25 protein-coding genes and 1 riboswitch are annotated in these 25,087 nt (G+C 70.1%); of the genes, 10 read left to right on the top strand and 15 right to left on the bottom strand.

Translation table 11 applies throughout. The features are described from left to right. Window positions 1–254: 254 nt before the first annotated feature. Genes AC068B_RS18345 through otsB form a run of 3 tightly spaced genes read left to right on the top strand, consistent with a single transcriptional unit; the run spans window position 255 to window position 2,646 of the window. Window positions 255–1,520 carry an ABC transporter substrate-binding protein gene (locus AC068B_RS18345; RefSeq protein WP_478672574.1) on the top strand — a complete coding sequence of 422 codons (1,266 nt, stop codon included), beginning with the start codon at window positions 255–257 and terminating at the stop codon, window positions 1,518–1,520. A gap of 9 nt (window positions 1,521–1,529) precedes the next feature. Next, window positions 1,530–1,772, top strand: a complete 243-nt coding sequence (locus AC068B_RS18340; protein ID WP_055567260.1) for a DUF3263 domain-containing protein — start codon at window positions 1,530–1,532, stop codon at window positions 1,770–1,772. A gap of 19 nt (window positions 1,773–1,791) precedes the next feature. Further along, window positions 1,792–2,646: a trehalose-phosphatase gene (gene otsB, locus AC068B_RS18335; RefSeq protein WP_478672572.1), complete on the top strand. Its 855-nt coding sequence runs from the start codon at window positions 1,792–1,794 to the stop codon at window positions 2,644–2,646. A gap of 8 nt (window positions 2,647–2,654) precedes the next feature. Here the strand turns inward: otsB and AC068B_RS18330 are convergent, their stop codons facing one another. The 4 genes from AC068B_RS18330 to AC068B_RS18315 form a co-directional block, all read right to left on the bottom strand. Then, window positions 2,655–4,172: a right-handed parallel beta-helix repeat-containing protein gene (locus AC068B_RS18330; protein WP_478672571.1), complete on the bottom strand. Its 1,518-nt coding sequence runs from the start codon at window positions 4,170–4,172 to the stop codon at window positions 2,655–2,657. A 72-nt stretch (window positions 4,173–4,244) separates the two neighbouring features. Next, the gene (locus AC068B_RS18325; RefSeq protein ID WP_478672570.1) at window positions 4,245–5,651 is read right to left on the bottom strand and encodes an alpha,alpha-trehalose-phosphate synthase (UDP-forming); all 1,407 of its coding nucleotides are present in this window, start codon (window positions 5,649–5,651) and stop codon (window positions 4,245–4,247) included. Between the two features lie 98 nt (window positions 5,652–5,749). Beyond that, window positions 5,750–7,849, bottom strand: a complete 2,100-nt coding sequence (locus AC068B_RS18320) for a DUF7927 domain-containing protein (RefSeq protein WP_478672569.1) — start codon at window positions 7,847–7,849, stop codon at window positions 5,750–5,752. A gap of 80 nt (window positions 7,850–7,929) precedes the next feature. Continuing rightward, window positions 7,930–8,874 carry a glucosyl-3-phosphoglycerate synthase gene (locus AC068B_RS18315; RefSeq protein ID WP_478672568.1) on the bottom strand — a complete coding sequence of 315 codons (945 nt, stop codon included), beginning with the start codon at window positions 8,872–8,874 and terminating at the stop codon, window positions 7,930–7,932. Window positions 8,875–9,029: 155 nt separating this feature from the next. Next, window positions 9,030–9,203, top strand: a riboswitch (SAM riboswitch). A 17-nt stretch (window positions 9,204–9,220) separates the two neighbouring features. Between AC068B_RS18315 and thrC the strand changes: the two genes are divergently transcribed. The 4 genes from thrC to groL all read left to right on the top strand — a co-directional run bounded on the left by thrC (window position 9,221) and on the right by groL (window position 13,493). Next, window positions 9,221–10,516 (top strand): threonine synthase, encoded by a 1,296-nt coding sequence (gene thrC / locus AC068B_RS18310; protein ID WP_478672567.1) that lies wholly within the window; start codon window positions 9,221–9,223, stop codon window positions 10,514–10,516. A gap of 101 nt (window positions 10,517–10,617) precedes the next feature. Then, window positions 10,618–10,893, top strand: coding sequence for a MoaD/ThiS family protein (locus AC068B_RS18305; protein WP_306333740.1), 276 nt, complete (start codon window positions 10,618–10,620; stop codon window positions 10,891–10,893). A gap of 419 nt (window positions 10,894–11,312) precedes the next feature. Beyond that, window positions 11,313–11,516 carry a cold-shock protein gene (locus AC068B_RS18300; RefSeq protein ID WP_005315736.1) on the top strand — a complete coding sequence of 68 codons (204 nt, stop codon included), beginning with the start codon at window positions 11,313–11,315 and terminating at the stop codon, window positions 11,514–11,516. 351 nt (window positions 11,517–11,867) lie between these two features. Then, a complete protein-coding gene (gene groL, locus AC068B_RS18295; RefSeq protein ID WP_356266648.1) occupies window positions 11,868–13,493 on the top strand; it encodes a chaperonin GroEL in 1,626 nt (541 codons plus the stop codon). 119 nt (window positions 13,494–13,612) lie between these two features. Here groL and AC068B_RS18290 read toward each other — a convergent pair whose 3' ends face one another. The 5 genes from AC068B_RS18290 to AC068B_RS18270 form a co-directional block, all read right to left on the bottom strand. Beyond that, window positions 13,613–14,893, bottom strand: coding sequence for an esterase/lipase family protein (locus tag AC068B_RS18290; protein ID WP_478672566.1), 1,281 nt, complete (start codon window positions 14,891–14,893; stop codon window positions 13,613–13,615). Window positions 14,894–15,184: 291 nt separating this feature from the next. Next, window positions 15,185–15,766, bottom strand: a complete 582-nt coding sequence (locus AC068B_RS18285; RefSeq protein ID WP_478672565.1) for a Uma2 family endonuclease — start codon at window positions 15,764–15,766, stop codon at window positions 15,185–15,187. A 56-nt stretch (window positions 15,767–15,822) separates the two neighbouring features. Further along, the gene (locus AC068B_RS18280; protein WP_478672563.1) at window positions 15,823–16,737 is read right to left on the bottom strand and encodes a hypothetical protein; all 915 of its coding nucleotides are present in this window, start codon (window positions 16,735–16,737) and stop codon (window positions 15,823–15,825) included. Between the two features lie 1,577 nt (window positions 16,738–18,314). Continuing rightward, the gene (locus AC068B_RS18275; RefSeq protein ID WP_478672562.1) at window positions 18,315–18,602 is read right to left on the bottom strand and encodes a DUF397 domain-containing protein; all 288 of its coding nucleotides are present in this window, start codon (window positions 18,600–18,602) and stop codon (window positions 18,315–18,317) included. Next, entirely contained in the window at window positions 18,583–19,425 is an 843-nt protein-coding gene (locus tag AC068B_RS18270) for a helix-turn-helix domain-containing protein (RefSeq protein WP_478672561.1), read from the bottom strand. The genes AC068B_RS18275 and AC068B_RS18270 overlap by 20 nt, the downstream gene beginning before the upstream one ends. A gap of 122 nt (window positions 19,426–19,547) precedes the next feature. Here AC068B_RS18270 and AC068B_RS18265 point away from each other — a divergent pair, with 122 nt between their 5' ends. Together AC068B_RS18265 and AC068B_RS18260 are read left to right on the top strand one after the other, a co-directional pair. Next, window positions 19,548–19,760, top strand: a complete 213-nt coding sequence (locus tag AC068B_RS18265; RefSeq protein WP_478672560.1) for a hypothetical protein — start codon at window positions 19,548–19,550, stop codon at window positions 19,758–19,760. Beyond that, window positions 19,757–19,981, top strand: coding sequence for a hypothetical protein (locus tag AC068B_RS18260; RefSeq protein ID WP_478672558.1), 225 nt, complete (start codon window positions 19,757–19,759; stop codon window positions 19,979–19,981). The genes AC068B_RS18265 and AC068B_RS18260 overlap by 4 nt, the downstream gene beginning before the upstream one ends. 8 nt (window positions 19,982–19,989) lie before the next feature. On the opposite strand, the gene AC068B_RS18255 is transcribed toward AC068B_RS18260, so the two are convergent. Both AC068B_RS18255 and AC068B_RS18250 read right to left on the bottom strand, forming a co-directional pair. Continuing rightward, window positions 19,990–20,325, bottom strand: a complete 336-nt coding sequence (locus AC068B_RS18255) for a helix-turn-helix domain-containing protein (protein ID WP_478672557.1) — start codon at window positions 20,323–20,325, stop codon at window positions 19,990–19,992. Beyond that, on the bottom strand, window positions 20,322–20,699 hold the full coding sequence (locus AC068B_RS18250; RefSeq protein WP_478672556.1) for a type II toxin-antitoxin system RelE/ParE family toxin: 378 nt from the start codon (window positions 20,697–20,699) through the stop codon (window positions 20,322–20,324). The genes AC068B_RS18255 and AC068B_RS18250 overlap by 4 nt, the downstream gene beginning before the upstream one ends. Before the next feature lie 63 nt (window positions 20,700–20,762). Here AC068B_RS18250 and AC068B_RS18245 point away from each other — a divergent pair, with 63 nt between their 5' ends. Continuing rightward, window positions 20,763–20,963: a hypothetical protein gene (locus tag AC068B_RS18245; protein ID WP_478672555.1), complete on the top strand. Its 201-nt coding sequence runs from the start codon at window positions 20,763–20,765 to the stop codon at window positions 20,961–20,963. A gap of 263 nt (window positions 20,964–21,226) precedes the next feature. Here the strand turns inward: AC068B_RS18245 and AC068B_RS18240 are convergent, their stop codons facing one another. The 4 genes from AC068B_RS18240 to AC068B_RS18225 all read right to left on the bottom strand — a co-directional run bounded on the left by AC068B_RS18240 (window position 21,227) and on the right by AC068B_RS18225 (window position 25,055). Then, complete coding sequence (locus AC068B_RS18240; protein WP_478672553.1) at window positions 21,227–21,391, bottom strand: hypothetical protein; 165 nt, start codon at window positions 21,389–21,391, stop codon at window positions 21,227–21,229. A 142-nt stretch (window positions 21,392–21,533) separates the two neighbouring features. Continuing rightward, window positions 21,534–23,054 (bottom strand): PTS transporter subunit EIIC, encoded by a 1,521-nt coding sequence (locus tag AC068B_RS18235; RefSeq protein ID WP_478672552.1) that lies wholly within the window; start codon window positions 23,052–23,054, stop codon window positions 21,534–21,536. Window positions 23,055–23,113: 59 nt separating this feature from the next. Further along, complete coding sequence (murQ, locus tag AC068B_RS18230) at window positions 23,114–24,085, bottom strand: N-acetylmuramic acid 6-phosphate etherase (RefSeq protein ID WP_478672551.1); 972 nt, start codon at window positions 24,083–24,085, stop codon at window positions 23,114–23,116. Window positions 24,086–24,128: 43 nt separating this feature from the next. Further along, complete coding sequence (locus AC068B_RS18225) at window positions 24,129–25,055, bottom strand: MurR/RpiR family transcriptional regulator (protein WP_478672549.1); 927 nt, start codon at window positions 25,053–25,055, stop codon at window positions 24,129–24,131. Window positions 25,056–25,087 lie beyond the last annotated feature (32 nt).

Here is a 25,087-nt window from a genome sequence, read left to right as displayed (position 1 = left end):
CGTGCTGTGCATGAACGTGTTGGGCATGCACGTGCTGTGCATAGCAGCAGCCAGGGGCGGGCTGCAATGGTCGGCCGCCCGGCGGGAGGCCCGCGGGCGGCGGCGCGGGGGCCGTTGTGGAGGCCGTTGCACAAGTGATACTCGGGTGGTGTAGACCTTGTGTCCGGGCTCGGGGGAAACTCGCAGTTCAGCAGTTCAAGGGCATGGGGGCGCAAAGGCGCCCGGAACGTGGAAGCAATGAGGGTGGGACAGCTGTGCAGCGGCGCGTGACAGGACTGACCGCGGCGGTGGCCGCACTGGGCATGGCGGGCGTACTCGCCGGCTGCGGCGGTCCCGGCGACTCCGGCGACGTCACCCTCAAGCTGGTGGCCGCCGACTACGGCGACTCCGCGGCGAACAGCTCCCAGAAGTACTGGGACAAGGTCGCCAAGGGGTTCGAGGAAGAGAACCCCGGCATCAAGGTCGACGTCACCGTCCACTCCTGGAACGACGTCGACCGCGAGGTCAAGGAGATGGTCAAGAAGGGCGAGGCCCCCGACCTGGCACAGATCGGCGCGTACGCCGACTACGCCGCGCAGGGCAAGCTCTACGAGGCCGACGAGCTCCTCTCCATCGCCACCCAGGCCGACTTCCTGGCCCCCCTCTCGCGCGCCGGAGAGGTCAACCGCATCCAGTACGGCATGCCGTTCGCCTCCTCGACCCGCCTGCTCTTCTACAACACCAAGCTCTTCAAGGACGCGAACCTCACGCCCCCGCAGAGCTGGAGCGAGCTGCAGTCCGATGCGAAGGCGCTGAAGGCGCGCGGCGTGAAGATCCCGTACGCGCTGCCCCTGGGCCCCGAGGAGGCGCCCGCCGAGACGCTGATGTGGATGCTCAGCGGCGGCGGCGGTTACACCGACAACGTCGGCTCGTACGCCATCGACTCCCCGCAGAACGCCAAGACGTTCGACTGGCTCAGGGACGAGCTCGTCGGCAAGGGCCTCACCGGCCCGACGCCGCCCTCGAAGATGAACCGTGCCGAGGCGTTCGCGGCGTTCTCCCGCGGCGAGGTCGGCATGCTCAACGGCCACCCGACGCTGATGAAGATGGCCGCCAAGAAGGGCGTGAAGTTCGGCATGGTGCCGGCGCCCGGCGTCAACGGCAAGGCGCAGGGCACGATGGGCGTCGCCGACTGGATGATGGCGTTCAAGCAGAACGGCCACCGCAAGGAGGTCGGCAAGTTCCTGGACTACGCCTACAGCAAGAAGAACGTGCTGGAGTTCTCGAACGAGTACGACATCCTGCCGGTGACGACCTCCGCGTCCGAGGCGATGGCCAAGGACCGCGGCCACACCGAGCTCGGCAAGTTCCTCGACGAACTGCCGACCTCCGAGCTGTACCCGGTGGGCAAGACGTCCTGGGCGCAGGTCTCGGCCGACATCAAGAAGGACATCGGCAAGACGGTCAGCGAGGGCGGCAACCCCAAGTCGGTGCTGAGCCGGATCCAGACCCGGGCGATGACCGAGGAGAACGCCGAGTAGCGTGCGGGCATGACCGATCACGAGTCCGACGAGCTCTCCGCGCGGGATCGTGCCGTGCTTGCGCTCGAACGGCGGCAGTGGACCGGGCCGGGAGCCAAGGAGCGTGCCATCCGCGAGGAGCTCGGGATGGTCCCGGTGCGCTACTACCAGATCCTGAACGCCCTCCTCGACGACACGCGGGCGCTCGCCCACGACCCGATTACGGTCAATAGGCTGCGCCGGGTGCGGGAGTCCCGGCGCGACGAGCGCTGACGCGACTATGGTCGGGCCCATGGGTGACCCTACGTACTCACTGTCGGACCGGCCCGAGCCCGTGACACCGGCGGGGCGCGACGGTCTCGCCGCGCTGCTCGCCCGGCCCGAACGGGCCGTCGTGGCACTGGACTTCGACGGCACGCTCGCCCCGATCGTGCCCGACCCCGAGCAGGCGCGCGCCCATCCCGACGCGGTGCCCGTGCTCGCCGCGCTCGCCCCGCGGCTGCGCTCGGTGGCGGTGGTCACGGGCCGCCCCGCGGGCGTCGCCGTGCGGTACGGCGGCTTCGCGGGCGTGCCGGGCCTGGAGCACCTCGTCGTCCTCGGGCACTACGGCGCCGAGCGCTGGGACGCCGTCACCGGCACGGTGCGCGCCGCCGAGCCGCATCCCGGGGTCGCGGCCGTGCGCGCCGAGCTCCCCGGGTTCCTGGACGCGATCGGCGCCTGGCGCGGCACGTGGACCGAGGAGAAGGGCCGGGCCGTCGCGGTGCACACGCGCCGCGCACAGGATCCGCAGGCGGCCTTCGAGGCGCTGCGGGAGCCGCTGGGCGAGCTGGCGGCCCGGCACGGCCTGATCGTCGAGCCCGGCCGTCTCGTCCTGGAGCTGCGGCCGCCCGGCATGGACAAGGGCGTGGCCCTCGCCGAGTACCTGCGGGAGGTGGGCGCCGAGTCCGTGCTCTACGCGGGGGACGACCTCGGCGACCTGCCCGCGTTCGGCGCCGTGGAGAAGCTCCGCTCGGACGGGGTCGCGGGTCTGCTCGTGTGCAGCGGCAGTTCGGAGGTCGCGGAGCTCGCCGGGCGGGCCGACCTGGTGGTGGACGGTCCCGCCGGAGTGGTGCGGCTGCTGTCGTGGATCGGCGCTCAATTGGATTGATCTCTGGTTCAACTGGATTGATCCGCCCCGATGTTGGGCGGGTTCGGGATCCGATTGCCGAAGTAGTCGTGCGTGGTCCCGTCGGCGGTCGGCGTGCCCGCGCCCCGCGCGGGTGAACCGGGCTTCAGGCGTACGTCGCCGGGGGCGCGCGGCGCGGTGGAGACGAGGCGCGGGTCGGCGTTCACGGCCTTCGGGTCGCGGGGCTGCGCGGTGTTCCAGTACAGGTTGCCCTCGTAGGTGCTGACCGTGTCCTTGATGGGGGAGCCCGCGCCGGGCGCGCCGACGAAGACGTTGTCGCGGAAGGTGACGCCGGACGGCCCGTTGTTCGAGACGAGGGCGGTGTCGGAGCGGTCGGTGACGACCGTGTTGCGGTAGACCTGCGTGTCCGTCGACGCGCCGCAGACCACGGAGATCACGGCGTAGGGCGACGCGGTGTTGCGGTCGTTGACGCTGATGTTGTCGTGGACGCGGTTGCCGTCGCTGATCGTGTCCTCGGCGTTGCAGACCAGCAGGAAGCCGCCCTCGTTGTCGTGGCTGTAGTTGTAGCGGTAGACGTTGCGGTTGTTGCCGCCGTCGATGTCGTACGCCATGGAGTCGCGCGTCCCGTGGCCGCCGGTCACCTCGTTGTACTGGTAGACCACGTCGTCGGACTGCCAGGCCCACAGCCCCGCGTTGTAGCCGCCGGAGCGCATGTTGAAGCCGTCGACGTAGTTGTGCTCCGCCAGCGCGCCCCTGGCCTTCTGCACGACGATGCCGTCGCCGCCCACGTCGTACACCTTGTTGCGCCGGAACCGCACGCCGGTGGAGAGCCAGTTGGCGCCCTCGACGTCGCGGCCCCAGGTGGAGGAGGTGGCGATGCCGGTGCGGTCGACGTGGCGGACGGTGGAGTTCTCGACGCGGACGCCGTCGAAGCGGGTGGGCTTCGCGGTGCCCTGGACGGTGAAGAGGATGCCGCCGCTGGGGTCGGGGTCCTTGAAGTCGGCGCCGTTCACGTCGTGCACGTCGACCCCGTCGACGACGAAGTGGTGGGCCACGCCGTAGTCGGCCAGCCGGACGTAGAGGCCCGCGCGGCGCTCGGTGGTGGTGGCGGGTCCGGTGTTGGAGAGGTCCAGGTTCCGGATCTCCCACTGCTCGGTGTCGACCAGGTGGAGGGCCGCGCGGGCGCCGCCGCCCTCGATGTGCGGCTTGGCGGCCCGCTTGCTTCCGTACGCGTCGATGCGCACGGGGGCGCCGGCCGCACCCGCACCTTTGGGAGCCAGCACCCCCGTGCAGCTTGTGCCCCGCTTCAGCAGGAGCCGGTCGCCGGGGCCGAAGGCGTGCCCGCTCGCCTTGGCCACCGTGCGCCAGGCCGTCCTCGCGGAGGTGCCGGACGCGGAGTCGTCGCCCGCGGCGCAGTCGACGTAGTAGGTGGACGCCTTCACAAAGGCGGAAGGGGCGGAGGAGGCCTCGGAGGCGGAAGGTGCCAACGGGGCCGCCGCCGCGGCCAGGACCACGGCTGCCACGATGCTCGTGCGACGCAGAGTCATGCCGTGGACCGTAGTGACGCCCGCGCCCCGGCGCCCATGGACAAACGGAAGGGGTGCTTGGACTGCCCGGGGTCAGCCGGTGAGCGCCCGCAGCTGGTCCAGGAACCACTGGGCGGGCGGCAGCGCCGTCGCCGCCGCCGCGAGCCGCTTGGTGCGTTCGGCGCGCTCGTCCTGCGGCATGAGGAGGCCCGCGTGCAGCGCCTCGGCCGTGGCCATCACGTCGAAGGGGTTCACGGAGAGGACGTCGTCGGCGAGCTCCTCGTGGGCGCCCGCCTCCCGCGACAGGACCAGCGCGCAGCCCTCGTCGGAGACGACGGGGACCTCCTTCGCGACGAGGTTCATGCCGTCGCGGATGGGGTTGACCAGGGCCACGTCCGCCATCCGGTAGGCGGCGAGCGAGCGCGCGAAGTCGTCCTTGACGTGCAGGACGACCGGCGTCCAACCGGCCGTGCCGAACGTGGAGTTGATCTCCGCGGCGACCCGCGAGACCTCCTCCGTGTAGTCGCGGTAGACGGCGAGGTCCTGCCGGGAGGGGTAGGCGAAGGCGACGTGCACGACGCGCTCGCGCCATTCGGGGCGGGTGTCCAGCAGCTCCCGGTAGGCCAGCAGGCCGCGCACGATGTTCTTGGACAGCTCCGTGCGGTCCACCCGCACGATCAGCTTCCGGGCCTCTCCGTCCTGCTCACCCGCCTGCTCCCGCAGCGCCCGCATCCGCTCCTCGACGTCGTCCCGCCGCGACCGCTCCCGCAGGAAGTCCGCGTCGGCGCCGAGCCCGTGCACCCCGATCCGGGTGCCCGACGTGCCGCCGACGATCCGCACGCAGCACTCGGTGAACGCGTCCGCCCACCGCCCGGTGAGGAAGCCGAGCCGGTCCGCGCCGAGCATCCCGCGCAGCAGCTGCTCGGCCACGTCGTCGGGGAGCATCCGGAAGTAGTCGGCGGGCGCCCACGGGGTGTGCGAGAAGTGGCCGATGCGCAGGTCCTCGCGGAGTTCGCGGAGCATGCCCGGCACCAGCGCCAGGTGGTAGTCCTGCACCAGAACCGCCGCCCCCGGCGCCGCCTCCCGGGCCAGCGCCTCGGCGAACGCCCGGTTGTACGTCTCGTACGCCGCCCACTGCGTGCGGAACTCCGGGCCGAAGACCGGCTCCAGCGGTGTCTGGTAGAGCATGTGGTGGACGAACCACAGCACCGAGTTCGCGATGCCGTTGTACGCGTCCGCGTGGATCGCCGCGTCGATGTCCAGCATCCGCACGCCGGGCTCCCCGACGCCGCGCCGCACCGCCTCGCGGTCGCCCTCGCCGAGCGCCGCGCACACCCACAGGGCGTCGGCGTCGTCGCCGATGGCGCTGAGCCCGGAGACGAGGCCGCCGCCGCCGCGCTTGGCACTCAGCTCCCCGTCCTCTCCCACGCTGTACGAGACGGGGCCGCGGTTGGACGCGACGAGGACGTGCGCTGCTGACGATGTGGACTCGGAGACCATGTGGCAGAACGTAGCCAGTCCCGTAAACCCTCAAACGTACGGCGGCCGGACTCCCTGGGAAGGAGGTCCGGCCGCCGTGCTCCGCCGTGCCGGGTGGGTCAGTCGCGGCGCCCGCGTGCCGCGACGAGCACGAGCACGCCGAGCCCGCACAGCGCGGCCGCGGCCCCGCTGTAGAACAGGGTCGAGGAGGGGCCCGCCGCGGCGAGCTCACCGCGCGCACGGTGCGGCTGCTTGCTGGGCCGCTGCGGTCCCGCCTGCGGCTGTCCGGGCTGCTCCGGTGCCGGTGCGGCCCTGCCCTGCACCCGCTGGGCGAGGATCGCCGTGGTGCAGGGGTCGTCGCCGCCGCGCCGCGTCCTGGCGCAGTTGCTGCCCGGTGCCGTCACGGTGATGACGGTGACCTTGCCGGGGGTGCAGGACACCTTGATCTTCTGGGTGATGGTGACCTTGCCCTTGGCGGGGACGTTGCCCTTCCACACGTAGGTGGAGCCCCGCTTGGTGACCTTGCCCGCACTGGCCACGGGCTCGCTGCCGGGCCGCACGGGCCAGGACGCGGTGGCGCCGACGCGGGGGTCGCGCGACGGGTTGCGCACGGTGATCGTGTTCGTGGTCGAGCCGCACGCCGGGACGGTCCGCCGGGCGGGGGAGCTGCCCACGACGACCGGCGGCACGGGCATGTCGATGACCGGCTCGGACGTGCAGTTCGGGTCGGTGCTGCCCTTGTCGCAGTTGGAGCGCGGGGTCTCCACGTCGACGTTGTTGAGCAGCTTGCCGTCGCCGCTGACCGGATCGTTCACGGTGACCGAGTAGGTGACGGTCGCGGTCTCGCCGGGACCGATGTCACCGACGTAACCGATCTTCGGTTTCGTGTACGAGACGGTTCCGGTGGAGGCCTTCACGTCGTGGTCGTACGTCGCGTCGTCGAGGTTGCCGCTCAGGTCGTCGCTGAACCTCGCGCCGGGGTAGGGCAGTTTGCTGATGTTCTTCGCCTTGACCGTGTACGTCAGCCTGTCGCCCGGCTTCACCTTCGCGGGCGAGGCGGTCTTGGTGACCTCCAGGTCCGGCACCGGCACGGAGAGCGCCAGCTGGGAGGGGACGTACACGTCGCCGGTGCTGGTGAAGGTCAGCTTCGCCGACGTGGCGCCCACGGGGATCGCCCCGTCCGGCACCTCGAAGGCCTTGGCGTCGATGCTCAGGTTGTTGCGGTACTTGGGATCGACCGCGCCGTCGTCCTCGCTGACGAAGAAGTTGTCGGCCTTGCCCGAGTGCGGCTCGGTGACCGGTTTGCCGTCGACGAGGAACCGGTCGCCCTTGGTGTTCCAGTCCCCCTCGTACGCGGTCACGCTGGCGTGGATGTCGCCCGCGGTGCGGTAGAAGCCGTCGACGGGGACGGTGGTGGAGCCGTCCGGGGCCGCGGCGCGCCTGGTCGAGCGCTGGATGACGTGGCCGCCCCAGATGTAGACGTTGCGGCGGTCCGGCGCGTACTGCTCGTTCGGCCCGTCGTACTTGTAGACGACGGTCAGCGACCAGCCGCCGACGCAGCCCTGGCCGGACGGCGCCCAGATGTTGCCGACGGCCACCTCGACGGGGCTGCCGGTGGGCGCGCCCTGGAAGGCGTCGGTGACGTCGGCCTCGGCGGTGTAGTAGTGCGGGCCCTGCGTCGCGTTCGGGGAGCGGACCGCGTTCTCGACGTTCACCGTGGACTGGGCGCCGCCGCCGACGCGGATGACCGGGCTCGTGGTGAGCGGGTCGCCGGGCGCCGGGTCCACGGGCTTGTTGCCCTCGCGGTTGAGGTCGCAGATGTCGCGCACGGTCCTGCCGAAGCGGTGCGTGCCCGCGTTGCCGCCCCAGAACAGGCGCGCGTAGTCGACCTGGGCGCCCGGTGGGACGGTCACCCGGCCGGTGCTGGAGTCGAAGGTGCCGGTCAGGCCCGCGGTGTCGATCCGGCGCTCGACGAAGTTGTTGTTGTTCTTGGCGCCCTTGGCCTGCTGGGTCTCCTCGCAGGAGGCGGCCACGTCGGCGGGGCTCGTCGGGCAGTCCAGGACCGTGTTGCCGATGGTCTTGAAGTCCCCGTACAGCGATTCGTCGTAGCGCTTCGCGAAGGGCTCGATGACCTCGGCGGAAGCGGGTGTCGCGGTCGCGGTGAGCACCCCGGCGGCGACGGTGGCGGTGGCGAGTGTCAGTCCGCCCGCTCGCCGCATGGCTCTCATGGCATCTCGTGCCCACATACGTCTGACCCACATAAAAGGGCAATGTAGGCAAAACGGATCATATCCGGTGGCTACGCCACGCGACGGTGCGCATACTCGTCGATATCGGCCATGGGCGGCCGCTCCTCCGTGTCCACCGGATGGGTCCTCGGCTCGAACCCGTGCTCGCCGCGGACGAACTGCGTGAGCTCGGGACGTACGAGATGCCCGCGCGCCAGCCGCAGCTGAGCCGTCCGGTAGATCGCCGCCGCCATCCGCCCGAGCGCCTGCCCGTCCTGGTGCCGGTGCCTGCGCACCCCCACGTCGACCTGTGCCAGCGCGTCCAGGCCCACGGTGTGCAGCGCGTCCACGAGCAGGCCCAGCTCCACGCCGTACCCGACGGGGAACGGCAGCCGCTCAAGGAGCGACCTGCGGGCCGCGTACTCACCGCCCAGCGGCTGTACGAAACCGGCCAACTGCGGCCAGTGCATGTTCAGCAGCGGCCGCGCCATCAGCTCGGTGACCCGGCCGCCCTGCCCGGCGGCCCCGGCCAGCGGACGGTCGTACATCGCCTTCACGAACGCCACGTCCGGGTCGGTGAGCAGCGGGCCCACGATGCCGGAGACGAAGTCCGCCGAGAAGTCCTTCAGGTCCGCGTCGACGAACGCCACGATGTCGCCGCCCGTCACCAGCAGCGAGCGCCACAGCACCTCGCCCTTGCCCGGGACCGCGGGCACGCGCGGCAGGATCGCGTCACGGTGGACGACCTTGGCGCCCGCGGCCGCGGCGACCTCGGCGGTACGGTCGCCGGAGCCGGAGTCGATCACCAGGAGCTCGTCGACCAGCGGGACCTTCTCCATCAGCTCACGACGGATCTCGGCGACGATCTCGCCGACCGTCCCCTCCTCGTCGAGCGCGGGCAGCACGACGCTCACCGACGCGCCGCCCGCACGTTTCGCGGCGGCCAGCCGGTCCCGCGGGCGGTCGGCGACGGACCAGGAACGCCTGCTCAGCCAGTGCTCGACCTCTTCCAGCACGGTCGTGGTCCTCCCATATGTGATCCATCTCGCGGTTCGGACGACTATCTCAAGGGTCCGGGGCTTCGGTTACAGTCTTGAACAACGCCGGTGACCATCGCATGTCGGGGTCGCCGCCGCGTTGAGATCGACAACTGAAACCCATAATCGAATACCGCTCATCCAGAGGGGCAGAGGGATACGGCCCGTTGAAGCCCCGGCAACCACCCAGCCGCCACGCGTCGGTAGACGCATTCGTCACCGTGTGCGCAGTAAGCGCCGCGAGGCTCCCGGCTCGGGAAGGTGCCAATTCCGTCTCGTGGCGAGATGCGTCGCGAGGAAGATGAGGAGAAAGGGCCTCGCCTCCATGGCTGTGCAGACTGTCGCCACCGAAAGCACCACCTCTTCCGTAGACCTCGGGCCCGCATCCGGCCTCTCCTGCCGTGAGTGCGGCACCAAGTTCCCGCTCGGTCCGATCTTCGCCTGTGCCGAGTGTTTCGGTCCCCTCGAAGTCGCGTACGACCTGCCGCTCGGTGACCCGGAAGCCCTCCGCAAGCAGATCGAGTCGGGCCCCGCCAACATCTGGCGCTACGCCCCCCTCCTGCCCGTCCCCGCCGACGTGGCCGACAAGCCCAACCTGAACCCCGGCTGGACCAAGCTCGTCAAGGCCGACAACCTCGCCGCGGAGCTCGGCGTCGAACAGGGCAAGCTGTTCGTCAAGGACGACTCCGGCAACCCCACGCACTCCTTCAAGGACCGGGTCGTCGCGCAGGCGCTCGAAGCGGCGCGCGCCTTCGGCTTCACCACCCTGTCGTGCTCCTCCACCGGCAACCTCGCGGGCGCCGTCGGCGCCGCCGCGGCCCGCGCCGGTTTCCGCTCCTGCGTGTTCATCCCGCACGACCTGGAGCAGGGCAAGGTCGTCATGGCCGCGGTGTACGGCGGCGAGCTCGTCGGCATCGAGGGCAACTACGACGACGTGAACCGCTTCTGCTCCGAGCTCATCGGTGACCCGCTGGGCGAGGGCTGGGGCTTCGTCAACGTCAACCTGCGGCCGTACTACGGCGAGGGCTCCAAGACCCTCGCGTACGAGATCTGCGAGCAGCTCGGCTGGCAGCTGCCCGACCAGCTCGTCATCCCGATCGCCTCAGGATCGCAGCTCACGAAGATCGACAAGGGGCTCAAGGAGCTCATCGCCCTCGGCCTCGTCGAGGACAAGCCCTACAAGATCTTCGGCGCGCAGGCCGAGGGCTGCTCGCCGGTGTCGGCGGCCTTCAAGGCGGGCCAGGACGTGGTCCGCCCGCAGAAGCCGAACACCATCGCCAAGTCGCTGGCCATCGGAAACCCCGCCGACGGGCCCTACGTGCTCGACATCGCGCGTCGTACGGGCGGGGCGGTGGAGGACGTGAACGACGAGCAGGTCGTCGACGCGATCAAGATCCTCGCCCGCACGGAGGGCATCTTCGCGGAGACCGCGGGCGGTGTGACGGTGGGCGTCACCAAGAAGCTGGTCGAGGCGGGCCTCATCGACCCGTCCCTCACCACGGTCGTGCTCAACACCGGGGACGGCCTTAAGACGCTCGACGCCGTCGCTGAGACGTCGCAGGCCACGGCCACCATCAAGCCGAGCCTCGACGCGTTTCGCTCCGCGGGTCTTGCCGGATAGGCCGTAGCTTCCCTGCGGGCCCGCTGCGGCTGGTCGCGCAGTTCCCCGCGCCCCTTTCAGGGGCGCCATCCCTCCGCCCCCGTACTTCTGAGGTGAACACCATGAGCGTCAACGTCCGCATCCCCACCATTCTCCGCACCTACACCGACGGCAAGTCCGAGGTCGCCGCCGAGGGGGCGAACCTCGGGGAGGTCATCGCCGATCTGGAGAAGAACCACACCGGCATCGCCGCCCGCGTCCTGGACGACCAGGGCAAGCTGCGCCGCTTCGTCAACGTGTACGTGAACGACGACGACGTCCGTTTTGAGCAGGGCCTGGAGACGGCCACTCCGGACGGTGCCGGTGTCTCGATCATTCCCGCCGTCGCCGGCGGCTGAATCTTTACGCAAGCACCCTGCGTTATCTGAATTGCCCCCTCCGCGAGAGAAACGGAGGGGGCAATTCTGCATGGTTGAGCGCGGTACAGTTGGGAAGCGTGCTTCGCCGTCAGTGCCGAGTGCATATACGAAGTCGGCCTGGAGCCGACAAGAAGTAGCCAAAGAGTGCTGCCCATTTGATCCTTATGCGGCATTTGCCTGGCCCGAATTGCCCTGACTTCTGGCGAACTCTCCGCATATCGCCGATCGCGCGTGCCCAGAATTCTCGTCCGATTGACCTGTTGCAGACGGCAGTTGGACAGATACATTCAGCGGCGGTCGACGCGTTCCGGCGCACACCCCTACCAGTGGGGGGTGAGGTCTGACCCGGGTCCGCGAAGTGCGGTCCTGTGCAAGGGCCAGTAATAGGGGAGTTAGGCATGGCTCAGGGCACCGTCAAGTGGTTCAACGCGGAGAAGGGGTACGGCTTCATCGCGGTCGACGGTGGTGCGGATGTTTTCGTCCACTACAGCGCGATCCAGATGGACGGTTACCGCACCCTTGAAGAAGGTCAGCGAGTCGAGTTCGAGATCTCGCAGGGCCAGAAGGGTCCGCAGGCGGACATGGTCAAACTCGCCGTCTAGCTCGGCGCGACCGACCACCGAAGCAAGCATCGCGAGGGGCTCGTATCCCATCTGGGGTACGGGCCCCTCGTGTGCGTCCGGGGCGTCCGGGGTAGGCCAGGGGCCTGTCCGTGATCTGCGAGAGGCGCTTGCACTCGCAGGGGTCGAGTGCTAATCATTGGGCTTAGCACTCTCCCAGTGAGAGTGACAGAACTTGGATCGGGCCGGTGAGGTCCGCAGGCCGAGTGGGGCAAGGAACCACAAGGGCTGCAGGCCGTCCGTCGCGGGCACCTCCACGATCCGTTGCGTTTCCTCCCCCAAGCTCCTGGAGGGAGCAGGGGGGACCCCCATCGTCCGGGAGGACCACTTCACATGGCCAAGATCATCGCGTTCGACGAGGAGGCACGGCGCGGCCTCGAGCGCGGCATGAACCAGCTCGCCGACGCCGTCAAGGTGACCCTGGGCCCCAAGGGTCGCAACGTCGTCCTCGAGAAGAAGTGGGGCGCCCCCACGATCACCAACGATGGTGTTTCCATCGCCAAGGAGATCGAGCTCGAGGACCCGTACGAGAAGATCGGCGCCGAGCTGGTCAAGGAGGTCGCGAAGAAGACGGACGACGTCGCCGGTGACGGCACGACGACCGCGACCGTCCTGGCCCAGGCCCTGGTGCGCGAGGGTCTGCGCAACGTGGCCGCCGGTGCCAACCCGATGGCCCTCAAGCGCGGCATCGAGAAGGCCGTCGAGGCCGTCTCCGGCGCCCTCCTCGAGCAGGCGAAGGATGTCGAGACCAAGGAGCAGATCGCTTCCACGGCCTCCATCTCCGCCGCCGACACCCAGATCGGCGAGCTCATCGCCGAGGCGATGGACAAGGTCGGCAAGGAAGGCGTCATCACCGTCGAGGAGTCGCAGACCTTCGGTCTCGAGCTCGAGCTCACCGAGGGCATGCGCTTCGACAAGGGCTACATCTCGGCGTACTTCGCCACCGACATGGAGCGTATGGAGGCGTCGCTCGACGACCCGTACATCCTGATCGTCAACTCGAAGATCTCGAACGTGAAGGACCTCCTTCCGCTCCTCGAGAAGGTCATGCAGTCCGGCAAGCCGCTGCTGATCATCGCCGAGGACGTCGAGGGCGAGGCCCTGTCGACCCTGGTCGTCAACAAGATCCGTGGCACCTTCAAGTCCGTCGCCGTCAAGGCGCCCGGCTTCGGTGACCGCCGCAAGGCCATGCTCGGCGACATCGCCATCCTCACCGGTGGCACCGTCATCTCCGAGGAGGTCGGCCTCAAGCTGGAGAACGCCGGTCTCGACCTGCTCGGCCGCGCCCGCAAGGTCGTCATCACCAAGGACGAGACGACGATCGTCGACGGCTCCGGTGAGAGCGACCAGGTCCAGGGTCGCGTCAACCAGATCCGCGCCGAGATCGAGAACAGCGACTCGGACTACGACCGCGAGAAGCTCCAGGAGCGCCTGGCGAAGCTCGCGGGCGGCGTGGCCGTCATCAAGGCCGGTGCCGCGACCGAGGTCGAGCTCAAGGAGCGCAAGCACCGCATCGAGGACGCCGTTCGCAACGCGAAGGCCGCCGTCGAAGAGGGCATCGTCGCCGGTGGTGGCGTGGCCCTGCTGCAGGCCGCTGCTGTCTTCGAGAAGCTCGAGCTCGACGGTGACGAGGCGACCGGCGCCAACGCCGTGAAGCTCGCGCTGGAGGCCCCGCTCAAGCAGATCGCCGTCAACGGTGGTCTCGAGGGTGGCGTCGTCGTGGAGAAGGTCCGCAACCTCACCGTCGGCCACGGCCTCAACGCCGCGACCGGTGAGTACGTGGACATGATCGCCGAGGGCATCCTCGACCCGGCGAAGGTGACGCGCTCTGCCCTGCAGAACGCCGCCTCCATCGCCGCGCTGTTCCTCACCACCGAGGCCGTCATCGCCGACAAGCCGGAGAAGGCGGGCGCTGCCCCGGCCGGCGGCGGCATGCCGGGCGGTGACATGGACTTCTGATCGACCTCTGGTTGATCACGTCCTGACGTACCGAGGGCGGCACTCCTTCCCAGGAAGGGGTGCCGCCCTCGGGCGTTTCCCGAACCGGGCGCTTCAGCGTTCGTAGGGGCCAGGGCGCCCTACGGCAGACGCTCCATGAGCCAGGTGCAGAGCTCTTCGGTGACGAGGGTGTGGCCCTCGTTCCGGGAGGCGCAGAGGAACTCGTCGAGTTCGCTCTCCTTCTCCGCCGCGGCCGTCACCGGCTCGTACAGCTTCTCGTGCGTGTCGATGTCGCGCAGGGCGATCGCGCTGACCGTCGGCACGAAGCAGTGCTCCCGGATGTCCGCCTCGGAGCGGAGGCCGATCAGGGCCGGGACCTTGTTCAGCTCGTCGGCGAGGATGCCGAAGCCTTCCAGGGTGCCGCCCGGAGCGCCGTCGATCTCAGGCAGCCCCGACGTGTTGATGTGCGGCCGCCGCAAGGTCACCACCCGCAACTGCGCCACGAGTTCGGCCTCACCCGCGGACTGCGTGTACAGCCGGGTGCCGGTGATCGCCAGCCCCTTCCCGTGGAACGCCTGCTCGCCGGGGCGGATCCCGTTGCTCTCCCCGATGCGCACCCCGTTCGCGACGCCGATCTTCCTGGGCCGCGACGGCCATCCGCCCACCCGCTCCAGCTCGGCGAGGAACGTACCGCGTTCCTTGTCGGTCTCCGGTGTGTCACCCCACTCGCCGATGTGCTGCCACAGCAGCTGCCGCGCGGCCGGGCTGTTCATCTGGTTCGAGAACGCGGCGTTGAGCTTGCGGATGTAGTGCGCGAACGCCTGCAGCGCGATGGGGATCCAGGCGCCGCGGTGCGGGCTGTCGTAGGAGAAGTACAGGTCCGTCTGGTGGTCGTTCTCCGGTCCTCCGTCGTGCTCCATTTTGGCCAGTGCGTACCGCGTGACCAGGCCGCCCATGCTGAACCCGCCGACGGCCAGCGGGTGGTTGCCCCGGCGCCGCGCGATCGCCTCCAGGATCGCGGCCCTCGCGACTTCCGCGTTCTCCAGGATCGACGCGCTGCGCTCGTCGAAGCCGAGCAGGATGACGTCGCGGCCGCGGTTGCGCAGCTCGCTCAGGAACGGATACGGGCCGCGCTCCAGGATCTCCCAGGAGAAGTCCAGCTCGCTCGGCCCGCTGTTGAAGCCGTCGCCGAGGATCACCGGGCGGGTCAGGCCCTTCTCCTTGTCGGCGAGGTACACCCAGGCGGTGCCGCCGGGCAGCGCCCACTCGTCGTCGGGCGCCGGTGCCTCGGCGGGGGCCTCCCGTGCTTCCCTCGGGCCGGGGGCCAGGGTGATGCGGGCGGCGGCCCCGATCGCTTCGGCCACCTCGCGCTCGTCCAGGTGCTCCAGATCGGGCTGAGTGGGCTCGTTGGAGTCGGTCATGAGGGTCCCCTCCGGTCGTGCCGCTTCGATGACGTGGGGTGCCATCATCGGTACGCGCCGTGATCAGGGGCAGGGTCTCGGCGACCTTTCGGACAGCGCGCGTTCGGCCGTTCCCGTGCGGGGCTCACGAGGGGTCGGGGCGGTCGGCCAGGGGTGACCGGGCGGTACGGGGCGGGGGCGCGCAGGAAGGGGTGGTGCGTCGGCCACGTGAGGGCGGGGCGAGGGGCGTCGGCTGCCCGCCCGGCGGGGAAAGTATGTCGCGAAGACGACGCGGGGGCGGTGCGTGCCGTGTCAGTCGGCGTAGTCCTTGAGCTTCTCGGTGGCCAAGGTGATGTTCACCGGCTCGGGCAGCCGGACGGTGTCCCCGAAGGGGTAGGTGGGGCAGCGCTGATACGCACCGTTCATGGGTTCGCTGAATACGACGAGTACGCCCTTGTCGCGGTCGACGAGCAGGTAGACGGGGATGCCCGCCGCCGCGTAGCCGTCGCGCTTCTCCACTCGGTCGCGGAGATGGGTGTCCGAGTCCTTCGAGGTGACCTCGACGACCATCAGGACGCCCTCGGTGTCGGCCCACATGCCCTCCTGATCCACGAAGTGGTCGACCGGAGCGAGGGCGCCGTCCGCGTAGGCCCGGCCGTTCCGGTACGCCTCCACCTGGAGATCCTGTTCGGGGTACAGCAGCAGCTCGGGGCGTTGCTGCATGCACTGGGTCAGCAGCCACATGACGATGGCCCTGTGACGCTGGTCCGGCATCGGCTTGACCTTCAGCTTTCCTCGGATGAATTCGAGCTTCACCGCGTCGGGAGCATGCTTCTCCAGATGCTCGAACTCTTCGACGGTCATCTGGGCGTGCTCTTCGATGCTGGGGGTCATGGCGTCGCCTCCTCCCCTACATCGTGCCCCGCTTCTGGCGCGAGTGAGCCGCATGGTCATGGCTGTGTCCTCTCCTGTGAGCGGGATGCCGCTGCGCGGGCGGTGGCCGCGTGTGCATGGACCCGGGCCGATGGCAGCGCTGAGGGGTGCCGCCGGTGGCCGGGCTCGCCCCGGCACGGGCCGCACACGCCACCCGGCAGGACCTCTGGGCGGCCCGGGGCGCCGCAGGTCATGCACTCCAGCACGCGGAGGACGGGGCGGGGCGGCGGCTCCGGGGGGAGCTTCGTCGTGAGGCGGCTCCGGACGAGGGCCGCGGGGCTGTGGACCGGGCTGGGCAGCCCGGCTGTGAGCGCACGGAGCATGTCCGGCTCCGCGGCACCTCGCGCGAACCACGCCGTGGCCAGCGGTGCCAGGGCGGCGCAGTCCGCGGACGAGAGGGACAGCGCGGGGGCCGTCCGGCCGAGGGCCGCGAGCAGGATGAACGCGCGGCTGCGGGTGGCGGGCCGGTGTCTGTCCGGCCCCGCTCCCTCCGGCCCCGCTTCCTCCGATCCCGCTTCCTCCGCTACGTCGCCCCGCGTGAACGCCGCCCACCAGGCGTCGTCGCGCGCGGTGCGCGAGAACCACGTTCGGGTGATCCAGCGGGCGCTGCCGCTGCCGCTCACGTGTTCCCTGCCGCGTTTCAAGTGCCCTGCGTCCTGGATCCTGTTGAGGGCCGTGCGGAGGGCGCACTGTCCGTACGGGAGGTGCTTGGCCAGCGTCTTCACGGAGATGTCCGTGCCTTCGGGAAGCCGGTCGAGGTACGCGGCGATGGACGCCTCGCGGGGCGGGAGGTGGAGGAAGTCGTCGTTCGTCCGGGGGAGTTGGGACGGGGTGGAGCGTTTCCCGTAACCCGGGTTGGCCATCGGGTGGGAGCCCGCGTGGGGGGTCGCGTGCGTGGGCAGGAAGGCGGCACTAAGCTTGGCGTCAGCCATGGATCGGAACTCGTTCTTTCGATCGTGATGGTTAAACCCCCGCAGGTGTTCCAGCACCGGGCGGGGGTTGTTCGTTATGCGGGCACGCTAAGCCGTTGTCACGCTGCGTGGCAAGTCGAACGCGAAAAGTGTTGGGTCCTCCAACTCGCAGGGAGGGAGGGTGGGTTGAGGCCCGCCTCCCGTTCCACTGAAAGAGGGCTCGGGGTTCGTGACTTGAGCGTCGGGGTGGGCGCCGGGCGGGGACTTCGGTGGGCCGGGGGCGTTGATGGTGACCGGGGCCGCCCGGTGTTTTGCGGAGTGTGGCGGTTCCGGGCCGGGAGTAAAGGGCGCTCCTGCGTCGCGTCGGCTGCGCCGATTCCGCTGCGCTCCACCCTTGACTCCCGTCCCTCCACCGCACGTTGACTTTGACCCGGACGGCCAGGGGTGGGGGCTACGGGTCCGGCTGGGATGAGTCATCACCTTTCATCGCCGGGTGCGGACCGGTCCATCGTGGGCGGCCGCCACGGTCGCGGCTGGGCCAGCCGCGCGGCGTCGCCGCTCGGGCCATCCGCTCGCGCGGCCGGGTGCGGACCGGCCCAACGCGAGCGGGCGTCACGGTTTGGGGTGGGTCAGCCGCTCTCGTTGCCGGGTGCGGGCCGGCCCATCGTGGGCGGGAGCGATGGTCGATCTGCCGATGGGCCGCCAGACCCCGGGCCCTCCGGCACCTGTTTTGGAAAAGTGGTGAATGGATTCCCCGCGCGCCCCCCACCCGTGCCCGATGCGCCCCCGGGCATGCGGGGCGTGCCCTGCCGGATGCGCGAGGTGTGGGGGGTGTGGGAGCGGGTGGTTGGGTCGGGCCGCGCCCTCCGGCACCTACTTTCGGAAAGTTGCGAAGGGGATCGCCGTGCGCCCCCCATCCAAGCCCCATGCGACCCCCGCGCATGCGGGCTTGCCCTGCCGGATACGGGAGATGAGTGGTGGGCGGGACGGCGCACGGGGTGTGGGAAGGGGGCGCGCGGCGGGTCGGTTCGCAACTTTTCCAAAGTAGGTGCCGAAGGGCCCGGGGCCCGGGGCCGAGGGCTGGTGGCGCTTGGGGCGGGGCGGTCGCCGCCCGCACGCCATGCCGCACCCACACCCACACCCGCACCCGCACCCGCACCCGCACCCGCACCCGCACCCGCACCCGCACCCGCACCCGCACCCCAACCGCGACGGTGACGGCGAGGCACGATGGGCCGGACCGCACCCAGCAACGAGAGCGGCTGACTCACCCCAAACCGTGAGAGCGACGCACGTTGGGCCGGTCCGCACCCGGCAGCGCGAGCCGATGACCCGAGCGGCGATGCCGCACGCGTGCGGTGAGGGTGACTCACGTTGGGCCGGTCCGCACCCGGCGATGAAAGGTGATGGCCCGAGCGGCGATCCCGCAGCCCCCACCCCTGGCCGTCCGGGTCAAGGTCTGCGTGCGGTGCAGGGGCGGGAGTCAAGGGTGGAGCGCAGCGGAATCGGCGCAGCCGACGCGCAGCGCAGCGGAGCGCCCTTTACTTCCGGCCCGGAGCCGCCACACTCCGCAAAACACCGGGCGGCCCCGGCGACCTTCAAAGACGCAGGCCCACCGAAGTCCCCGGCTTCATGTGCGCCACGAACGCGGACCAGCTCGCGGCGCGGAAGGTGAGGTGGGGTCCGTTCGGGTTCTTGGAGTCGCGGACGGGGACGAACTCCGGGTGACCGTCGGCCACTTCGAAGCAGTCGCCGCCCTGACCTCCGCTGTACGTCGACTTCCGCCAGGAGGCGACCTCCAGGCAGTTGCCGCCGCTTGCGTCGCTGTAGGAGGACTTGTGCCACGTGGCGTTGCTCAGGTCGTAATCAGGGCTGTTGCTCTTCATGTGAGTAATCCTCTGCCACTGACTCAATCAGGGCCAGGGAATCTCGCGGCGAGAGGGCGCTGGCTCCGAGCAGATCGTGAGCCAACTCGTACCGAGCGACGGCCGCAGGGTCGTCTTCAAGGCGCCCCGTTCCGAAGCCTTCCAGATAGGCGAGCGTGGGAGCGTTCTCGCAGGACATCAGCTTGAGCGAGCCGCCCATCGCGATGTGCCCACCAGCTGCGAAGGGCAGTACCTGCACGATGACCCGGCGCTTCCGTCCCAGCGCCGCAGTGTGATGCAGGACTTCCGCCATTACGGCAGGTCCGCCGACCACTCGGCGCAGAACCGCCTCGTCAAGGACGGCCCACAACAGGGGGGTTGTTGGGTCGTCGAGCAGGTGCGCCCGCTCCAGCCGGGCGACGACCAGCTGGTCGATCTCGTCATCTGTTGCAGTAGGTCGGCCATCGCAGAACATTGCTCGCGCGTACGCCTCCGTCTGCAACAACCCCGGGATCAGCTGAGGCGCGTACTCCCTGATGGCCGTCGCCACCGCTTCCGCCTCCGCCGCCTCCGCGAAGTGATCCGGGTACTTGGACTTCGCGATGGCCTGGCAATTGCGGGCGAAGAAGCCCCCCGTGCCGAGGGCCTCGTCGAAGTACACCGCGTACTCCATGTGCATCCGCCGCGTACCCGACTCCAACTGCCCGATGAACGAACCGCTTACGAAGAGCGGGCCGCCCAGCGCCTCCTGGCTGAGGCCCGCCCGCTCGCGGGCATGGCGGAGTTCGGCGCCCAGGAGGGCCCGGGGGTTCGAGGACGGGTCCAGGTCCTTGGGGCGGGTCATGGGCAACTCCTCCATCGGCGCTGGACATGGGGGGTTGTTGGGTCACCGGAGCTTTTCAGCGTACGCAGAGGCGGACACGCTTAGTGAGGAAACAGCAACACTCGGTGTGAAGGGCAGGGCACATGGCGCTGACGGCGGAGGAACGGTTGAGGGCGGCGGAGGAGGCCGTACGGCAGCTGCGAGGGGGCCTCGCGGGAGTGGGAGTCACCCTGCCGTCGCTGCGCGTGGACCCGCTGACCGCGGCGGGCGACGGCACGCTGCCCCTCGTGGAGTTGGGGCGCTGCAACCTCGACACGGCACTGCGGCTGGCCGCCGCGCTGGAGGCGGCGCGGTGAGTGAGGACCCGAGCGTGCCGGAGACGGGCACGTACGCGATCGACTACCGGGACGGGAGCGTCGGGGAGGTCATGGGCTGCGAGGGGGGACTCGTGCAGCTGAGGCCGCTGGGCGGCGGGAGGGAGTGGGACTGTCCGCCGGGGTCGGTGGGGGAGGCGCCGACGGGGGACGTGCTGCTGGAGAGGGTGCGGCGGGTGAATCGGGAAGGGAGGTTGCCGTGAGCGGCGGATCAGGCCGCTGGGTTGCCGATGAACCTGACCTCTTCGTGGTCGGCGTCGAGCGCGATGTTCAGGGAGGCGTTCATCGCCGAGGCCAGGCGGCGCAGGAGGGGCAGGGTGGGGACGGCGTCCGCGCCCTCGACGCGGGAGATCTTGGCCTGGGTGAGGCCCGCGCGATCGGCGAGTTGCGTCTGGGTCAGGCCGAGTTCGGTGCGGCGGTCGTACACGGCCTTGGCGAAAGCCATCGCGAGGCGGATCTCGGCGCGCTCGGCCTCGACTTCGGGCGTCTCGGCGTACCCCTTGCGGAGCTTCCTCTCGCGGGCCAGCTTCCAGCGGGTGTGGCTCATTTCGCTTCTCCGTCCTTGGCTCGGTCGTACGTCAGATGGGCCGGGCCGTGCTCGCTCTCGCACACCTTACGGACCCGCACCGCGCGGTCGATCTGACCCTTCTCCTGCATCCGGGTCTTGTGGAAGACCGTGAGGAGCACGATGCGACGGGCCGGTGCGAACCAGTAGGTGATGCGCGTGTCCTGTCCGTCTGAGGTCGGGCGGAGCTCGTACACCCCGGCGCGCAGCGGGCGGGCGAACGGCATGGGGATGTACGTGCCCATGGCGGCGAGCAACTCCGCGTACTCCTCGACCTTGCGGTGCTGTCGATCGGTGAGGAGTTCGAGCCAGGCGCGGACCTCCGGCTCCATCTCGATCGTGTACAGGGTTTCCATGCGGGAACCGTATTATGTAGTTGACGACATAATAGCCGTTGTGGCCTGGCTTCGCCGGATCGAGTGACGGAGTTCGCCGACCCGAGATCGCAGACCGAGATGTCGCTGACGTCTATTGAGATCGACGACGAGGCACTGGCGATCGCCATGCGTCTCGGGGGCACCGGACGAAGGCGGCCGCTGTCGCGCATGCCCTTCAGGCGTACAACAGGCGGCTGGAGCGGGCCGCCGCATCGCGCCGTGAAGGAGACGCGCAGCGATTGAGGGGGCAATGCGCCGAAGGGCGGCACCCCGGTCAGTGAGGGTGCCGCCCCTCGGAGGCGGACCTCCGCCGCCTTGTCTGTCAGGTCCCGACGGGCTTGAAGTAGAGGGACCGGAACTTGACGTTGGGATCGGCCTCCCCGCCCACACCTACGTCTGTCCTGGTGCCCGTGCACTCCTCCTCCGAGAAGAGCATCACCTTCGATGACGTCCAGTTCTTGAACTTCCAGGCGTCCGTGCTCTTCCCGGATTCGACCTCGGCGACCTCAAGGCACTGCTGATTCGGGGTCCTCCAGCTTTGTGAACTGCGGGCTCGCGGGGTCGCCCCACGCGTAGAAGGCGTGGCCGTCGGCCGCGGCGGCCGAGTTGGGCAGAGCCGTGAGGAGGACGAGGGCGCCGAGGGCGGCGCCGAGAGTGTGACGAAGACGCATGGGAACCGATCCTTCTTCCTACCAGGGTCTTGGGCTCTCGAAGGATGGCGTCGGGCCGTCGTGCGTCCCCCTCGACCGGGCTCTCAAACCACCCGCAGGAAGTGCGAGGAAACGAATCTCCCGCGGCCATGTGGGTGCGGGCTCAGACCGCCGCCGGAGCCTTCGCCGGGTCGGTGCCGGGAGTGGCTGGTTCCGCTTCCGCTCGGGCCGCGGGGGACTCCCCGGCATCGACGTCCGCGTTCAGCTCCACCAGCATCTCCTTGCTGAAGCCGAAGAAGTACGTCGCGAGGAACCCGACCAGGTAGCCGACGAGCAGGCCGCCGCCGTAGATCGCGATCGTCAGGCCGAGGCCCTTGTTGCCGTCGAGGAGGGGGAAGAGGGCCCAGCCCGACGGGCCGATCGCCGTCGAGCCGACCTTGTCGCCGATCATCGAGAAGAAGCCGATGAACGCGCCGCCCGCCGCGCCGCCCACGCACGCCGTGATGAAGGGGCGGCCGAGGGGGAGCGAGACGCCGTAGATCAGGGGTTCGCCGACTCCCAGGAAGCCCGCGGGGAGCGCCGACTTGATCGTCGTACGGATGGAGGTGTTGTGCTTGAGGCGCTCGAACACCGCGATCGCGCACCCCACCTGGCCCGCGCCCGCCATCGCCAGGATGGGGAGCAGGACGGTGAAGCCCTGCTGTTCGATGAGCGTGGTGTGGATGGGGATCAGGGCCTGGTGCAGGCCCAGCATGACCAGGGGGAGGAAGAGGCCGCCGAGGACCAGGCCCGCGAACGCGCCCGTGTTGTCCAGGAGCCAGTTCGCCGCCGTACCGATGCCGGTCGACACCTCGCCCGCCAGGAACATCAGGCCGAAGATCGTGACCAGGCCCGAGATCAGGACCGTGAGGGTGGGGGTGACGAGAACGTCCACCGCCTCCGGGACCCACTTCCGGCACCACTTCTCGACGTAGGTGGCCAGGACCGCGGCTCCGAGGGCGCCCAGTACGCCGCCCTGGCCCGGGGAGAGCTTCTGGCCGAACGCCTCGATGTTCGCGACGCCCGCGTACACGATGATCGCCGCGACCGCGCCGCCCAGGATCGGCGTACCGCCGAACTCCTTCGCCGTGTTGAAGCCGACGAACACCGCGATCAGCGCCATGAAGCCGGAGGCGATGGCGGCGAGGGCGGGGGTGATCGACGGCAGCCACTCCAGGTTGATCAGGAGGCCGTTGATGCCCGCGATGATGCCGCAGCCGATCAGGGCGGGGATCAGCGGCACGAAGATGTTCGCGATGCGGCGCAGGAAGAGCTTGAAGGGCGTGGCGTTCTTGGCCTTGCGGGCTTCCTTGAGCGCGGCGCCCTGAGCCGCCAACTCCTCGGCCGTGAGGGTGTGTTCGGGGGCGGCCGTCGGTGCGTCCGACCGCCCTTCCGCCACCATGGCCTCGAACTCCGGCGTGACCCGGGCGACCGTGCCCGGTCCGAGCACGATCTGGTACGTGTCGTCCTCGACCACGCCCAGCACGGCGGGCACGGCCTTCAGCGCGTCGTCGTCGACGAGCGAACGGTCGGCCAGGCCCAGGCGGAGCCGGGTCATGCAGTGGGCTACGGACGTGACGTTCTGGGCGCCGCCGACGAGGGGGAGGATCGCGGCGGCGGTGGCGCGGTTCTTGTCAGGTGCCATGGTGCGGTGCCTTGCTGTGCGGGTGGCGCGGGTGGCGCTGTGCCTGGGGGGTGGGTGGCCTAGCTGGTACGGGCGTTGTCGAGGGCCGCGCGGAGGTGGCCGTCGGACGTGGCGAGGAGTTCGGCGGCGGTGGGGCCGTCGACCTGGCCGAGGATGGTGAGGATGGCGTTCTTCACCTCCCCGTCGGTGGCGGCGAGGGCGGCCTCGATCTCCGCGTCGGAGGCGCCGGTGGCGAGGGCGACGATCCGGCGGGAGCGGGCCCGCAGCTTCTCGTTGGACGCGCGCACGTCCACCATCAGGTTTCCGTACGTCTTGCCGAGGCGGATCATCGTGATCGTCGACAGCATGTTGAGGACGAGCTTCTGGGCCGTGCCCGCCTTGAGCCGCGTCGAGCCGGTGAGGAGTTCGGGGCCGACGACGACCTCGATGCCGTGCTCGGCGGCGGCCGCGAGGGCGCTGTCCGCGTTGCAGGAGAGTCCGATGGTCAGCGCGCCGTAGCGGGCGCGGGCGTGCTCGACCGCGCCGATCGCGTACGGGGTGCGGCCGGAGGCGGAGATCCCGACGACCACGTCGTCCTCGGTGAGGTTCAGCCCTTCCAGGTCCCCGGAGGCGAGCTCCTTGCTGTCCTCCGCGCCCTCGACCGCCTTCACCATCGCGCTCGGCCCGCCCGCGATGAGCCCGAGGACCTCGCTCGGGTCGGTGTTGAAGGTGGGCGGGCACTCGGAGGCGTCGAGCACCCCGAGCCGTCCCGCGGTGCCCGCGCCCGCATAGATCAGGCGGCCGCCGCGGGCCATCCGCTCGGCGGTGCCGTCGATGGCGGCGGCGATGGCGGGCAGCTGCTCGGCGACGGCGGCGGGGACGGTGGCGTCCTCGCCGTTCATGATCCGCGCGATCTCCTCGGTGGGCAGCCGGTCGATCTCGGAGAGCTCGGGGCGGAACGCCTCGGTGGTGAGGGTGGCGAGCTGGGCGCGGAGCTCTCCGTAGTTGTCGCGCGGCTCGCTCGTGCCGGTCGCGTCGGTGGTCGAGGTCATGGCGTCTGCGGCTCTTTCGTGTGCGGGGGGTGGTCGGGGGAGGTCAGCGGCTGTTGCCGCTGCGCGGGTGGTGGCGGTGGGCGAGCGCTTCGTAGGAGGCGGCGAGCGCGGGGGCCGCCGTCTCGTACGTCCGCTGCGCCACGCCCACGAACAGGCAGTCCACGACGAGGAGCTGGCTCGTACGGGACGACATCGCGGCGGGCCTCAGCTCGCTCTCGCGGGCCGTGGAGGTGGTCAGTATGTGATCGGCGTACTGCGAGACGGCCGCGCCGGGCCGTCCGGTGATCGCGATCGTGGTGGCGCCGTGCTCGAAGGCGACGCGGAGGGGTTCGATCACGTCGCCGGTCGAACCGGAGTGGGTGATCGCGATGGCCACGTCCTTGGCGCGCAGCGTCACGGCGTTGGTGACGGCGAGGTGCGGGTCGGAGTGGGCGTGCGCGATGTGCCCGATGCGGAGGAGCTTCTGGGCGAGGTCCTGGGCGACGAGGCCTGAGGCCGCGACGCCGTAGATCTCCACGCGGCGGGCGGTGGCGAGCGCGGCCACGGCGGCGCCGAGCTGCACGGTGTCCAGCCCGGCCGCGGTGTCGGCGAGGGTCTGCTGCTCGTCGTACGCCAGCTTCGCCACGACGTCCGCGATCGGGTCGTCGACGGCGATGTCCGCGGTGACGGCGGGGGCGCGGCCCGACTGCTGCTGGGCGGCGAGTCCGGCGAGCGCGAGGCGCAGGTCGCGGTAGCCGGGGTAGCCGAGGAGGCGGGCGGTGCGCACGACGGTCGCCTCGCTGGTGCCGGTGAGCTCGGCGAGGCCGGTGACCGTGAGGGCGGCGCATCCCGCGGGGTCGCCCGCGACGGCCTCGGCGACCCGCTGCATGGAGCGGGTCATCGACGGCGCGAGGGTCCGCACCTTGGCCGCGAGGGCGGCGGGGGCGGGGGGCGCGGCGTCCGCGAAAATTTCCTTCACATCATGGGTCACATTTGAAAGATATTTTCAGACCGGTGGCCGGG

The sequence above is a fragment of the Streptomyces sp. NPDC042371 genome (genome assembly GCF_056437465.1).
The sequence above is the reverse complement of the archived record's forward strand: the minus strand, read 5'-3'. Positions and strand labels throughout refer to the sequence as shown.

Coding starts and splice junctions, on each gene's coding strand:
- AC068B_RS18340 (WP_055567260.1), top strand. CDS start 1,530: ATGACCGATCACGAGTCCGACGAGCTCTCCGCGCGGGATCGTGCCGTG.
- otsB (WP_478672572.1), top strand. CDS start 1,792: ATGGGTGACCCTACGTACTCACTGTCGGACCGGCCCGAGCCCGTGACA.
- AC068B_RS18330 (WP_478672571.1), bottom strand. CDS start 4,172: ATGACTCTGCGTCGCACGAGCATCGTGGCAGCCGTGGTCCTGGCCGCG.
- AC068B_RS18325 (WP_478672570.1), bottom strand. CDS start 5,651: ATGGTCTCCGAGTCCACATCGTCAGCAGCGCACGTCCTCGTCGCGTCC.
- AC068B_RS18320 (WP_478672569.1), bottom strand. CDS start 7,849: ATGCGGCGAGCGGGCGGACTGACACTCGCCACCGCCACCGTCGCCGCC.
- thrC (WP_478672567.1), top strand. CDS start 9,221: ATGGCTGTGCAGACTGTCGCCACCGAAAGCACCACCTCTTCCGTAGAC.
- AC068B_RS18305 (WP_306333740.1), top strand. CDS start 10,618: ATGAGCGTCAACGTCCGCATCCCCACCATTCTCCGCACCTACACCGAC.
- AC068B_RS18300 (WP_005315736.1), top strand. CDS start 11,313: ATGGCTCAGGGCACCGTCAAGTGGTTCAACGCGGAGAAGGGGTACGGC.
- groL (WP_356266648.1), top strand. CDS start 11,868: ATGGCCAAGATCATCGCGTTCGACGAGGAGGCACGGCGCGGCCTCGAG.
- AC068B_RS18290 (WP_478672566.1), bottom strand. CDS start 14,893: ATGACCGACTCCAACGAGCCCACTCAGCCCGATCTGGAGCACCTGGAC.
- AC068B_RS18285 (WP_478672565.1), bottom strand. CDS start 15,766: ATGACCCCCAGCATCGAAGAGCACGCCCAGATGACCGTCGAAGAGTTC.
- AC068B_RS18280 (WP_478672563.1), bottom strand. CDS start 16,737: ATGGCTGACGCCAAGCTTAGTGCCGCCTTCCTGCCCACGCACGCGACC.
- AC068B_RS18275 (WP_478672562.1), bottom strand. CDS start 18,602: ATGAAGAGCAACAGCCCTGATTACGACCTGAGCAACGCCACGTGGCAC.
- AC068B_RS18270 (WP_478672561.1), bottom strand. CDS start 19,425: ATGACCCGCCCCAAGGACCTGGACCCGTCCTCGAACCCCCGGGCCCTC.
- AC068B_RS18265 (WP_478672560.1), top strand. CDS start 19,548: ATGGCGCTGACGGCGGAGGAACGGTTGAGGGCGGCGGAGGAGGCCGTA.
- AC068B_RS18255 (WP_478672557.1), bottom strand. CDS start 20,325: ATGAGCCACACCCGCTGGAAGCTGGCCCGCGAGAGGAAGCTCCGCAAG.
- AC068B_RS18250 (WP_478672556.1), bottom strand. CDS start 20,699: ATGGAAACCCTGTACACGATCGAGATGGAGCCGGAGGTCCGCGCCTGG.
- AC068B_RS18240 (WP_478672553.1), bottom strand. CDS start 21,391: ATGCGTCTTCGTCACACTCTCGGCGCCGCCCTCGGCGCCCTCGTCCTC.
- AC068B_RS18235 (WP_478672552.1), bottom strand. CDS start 23,054: ATGGCACCTGACAAGAACCGCGCCACCGCCGCCGCGATCCTCCCCCTC.
- murQ (WP_478672551.1), bottom strand. CDS start 24,085: ATGACCTCGACCACCGACGCGACCGGCACGAGCGAGCCGCGCGACAAC.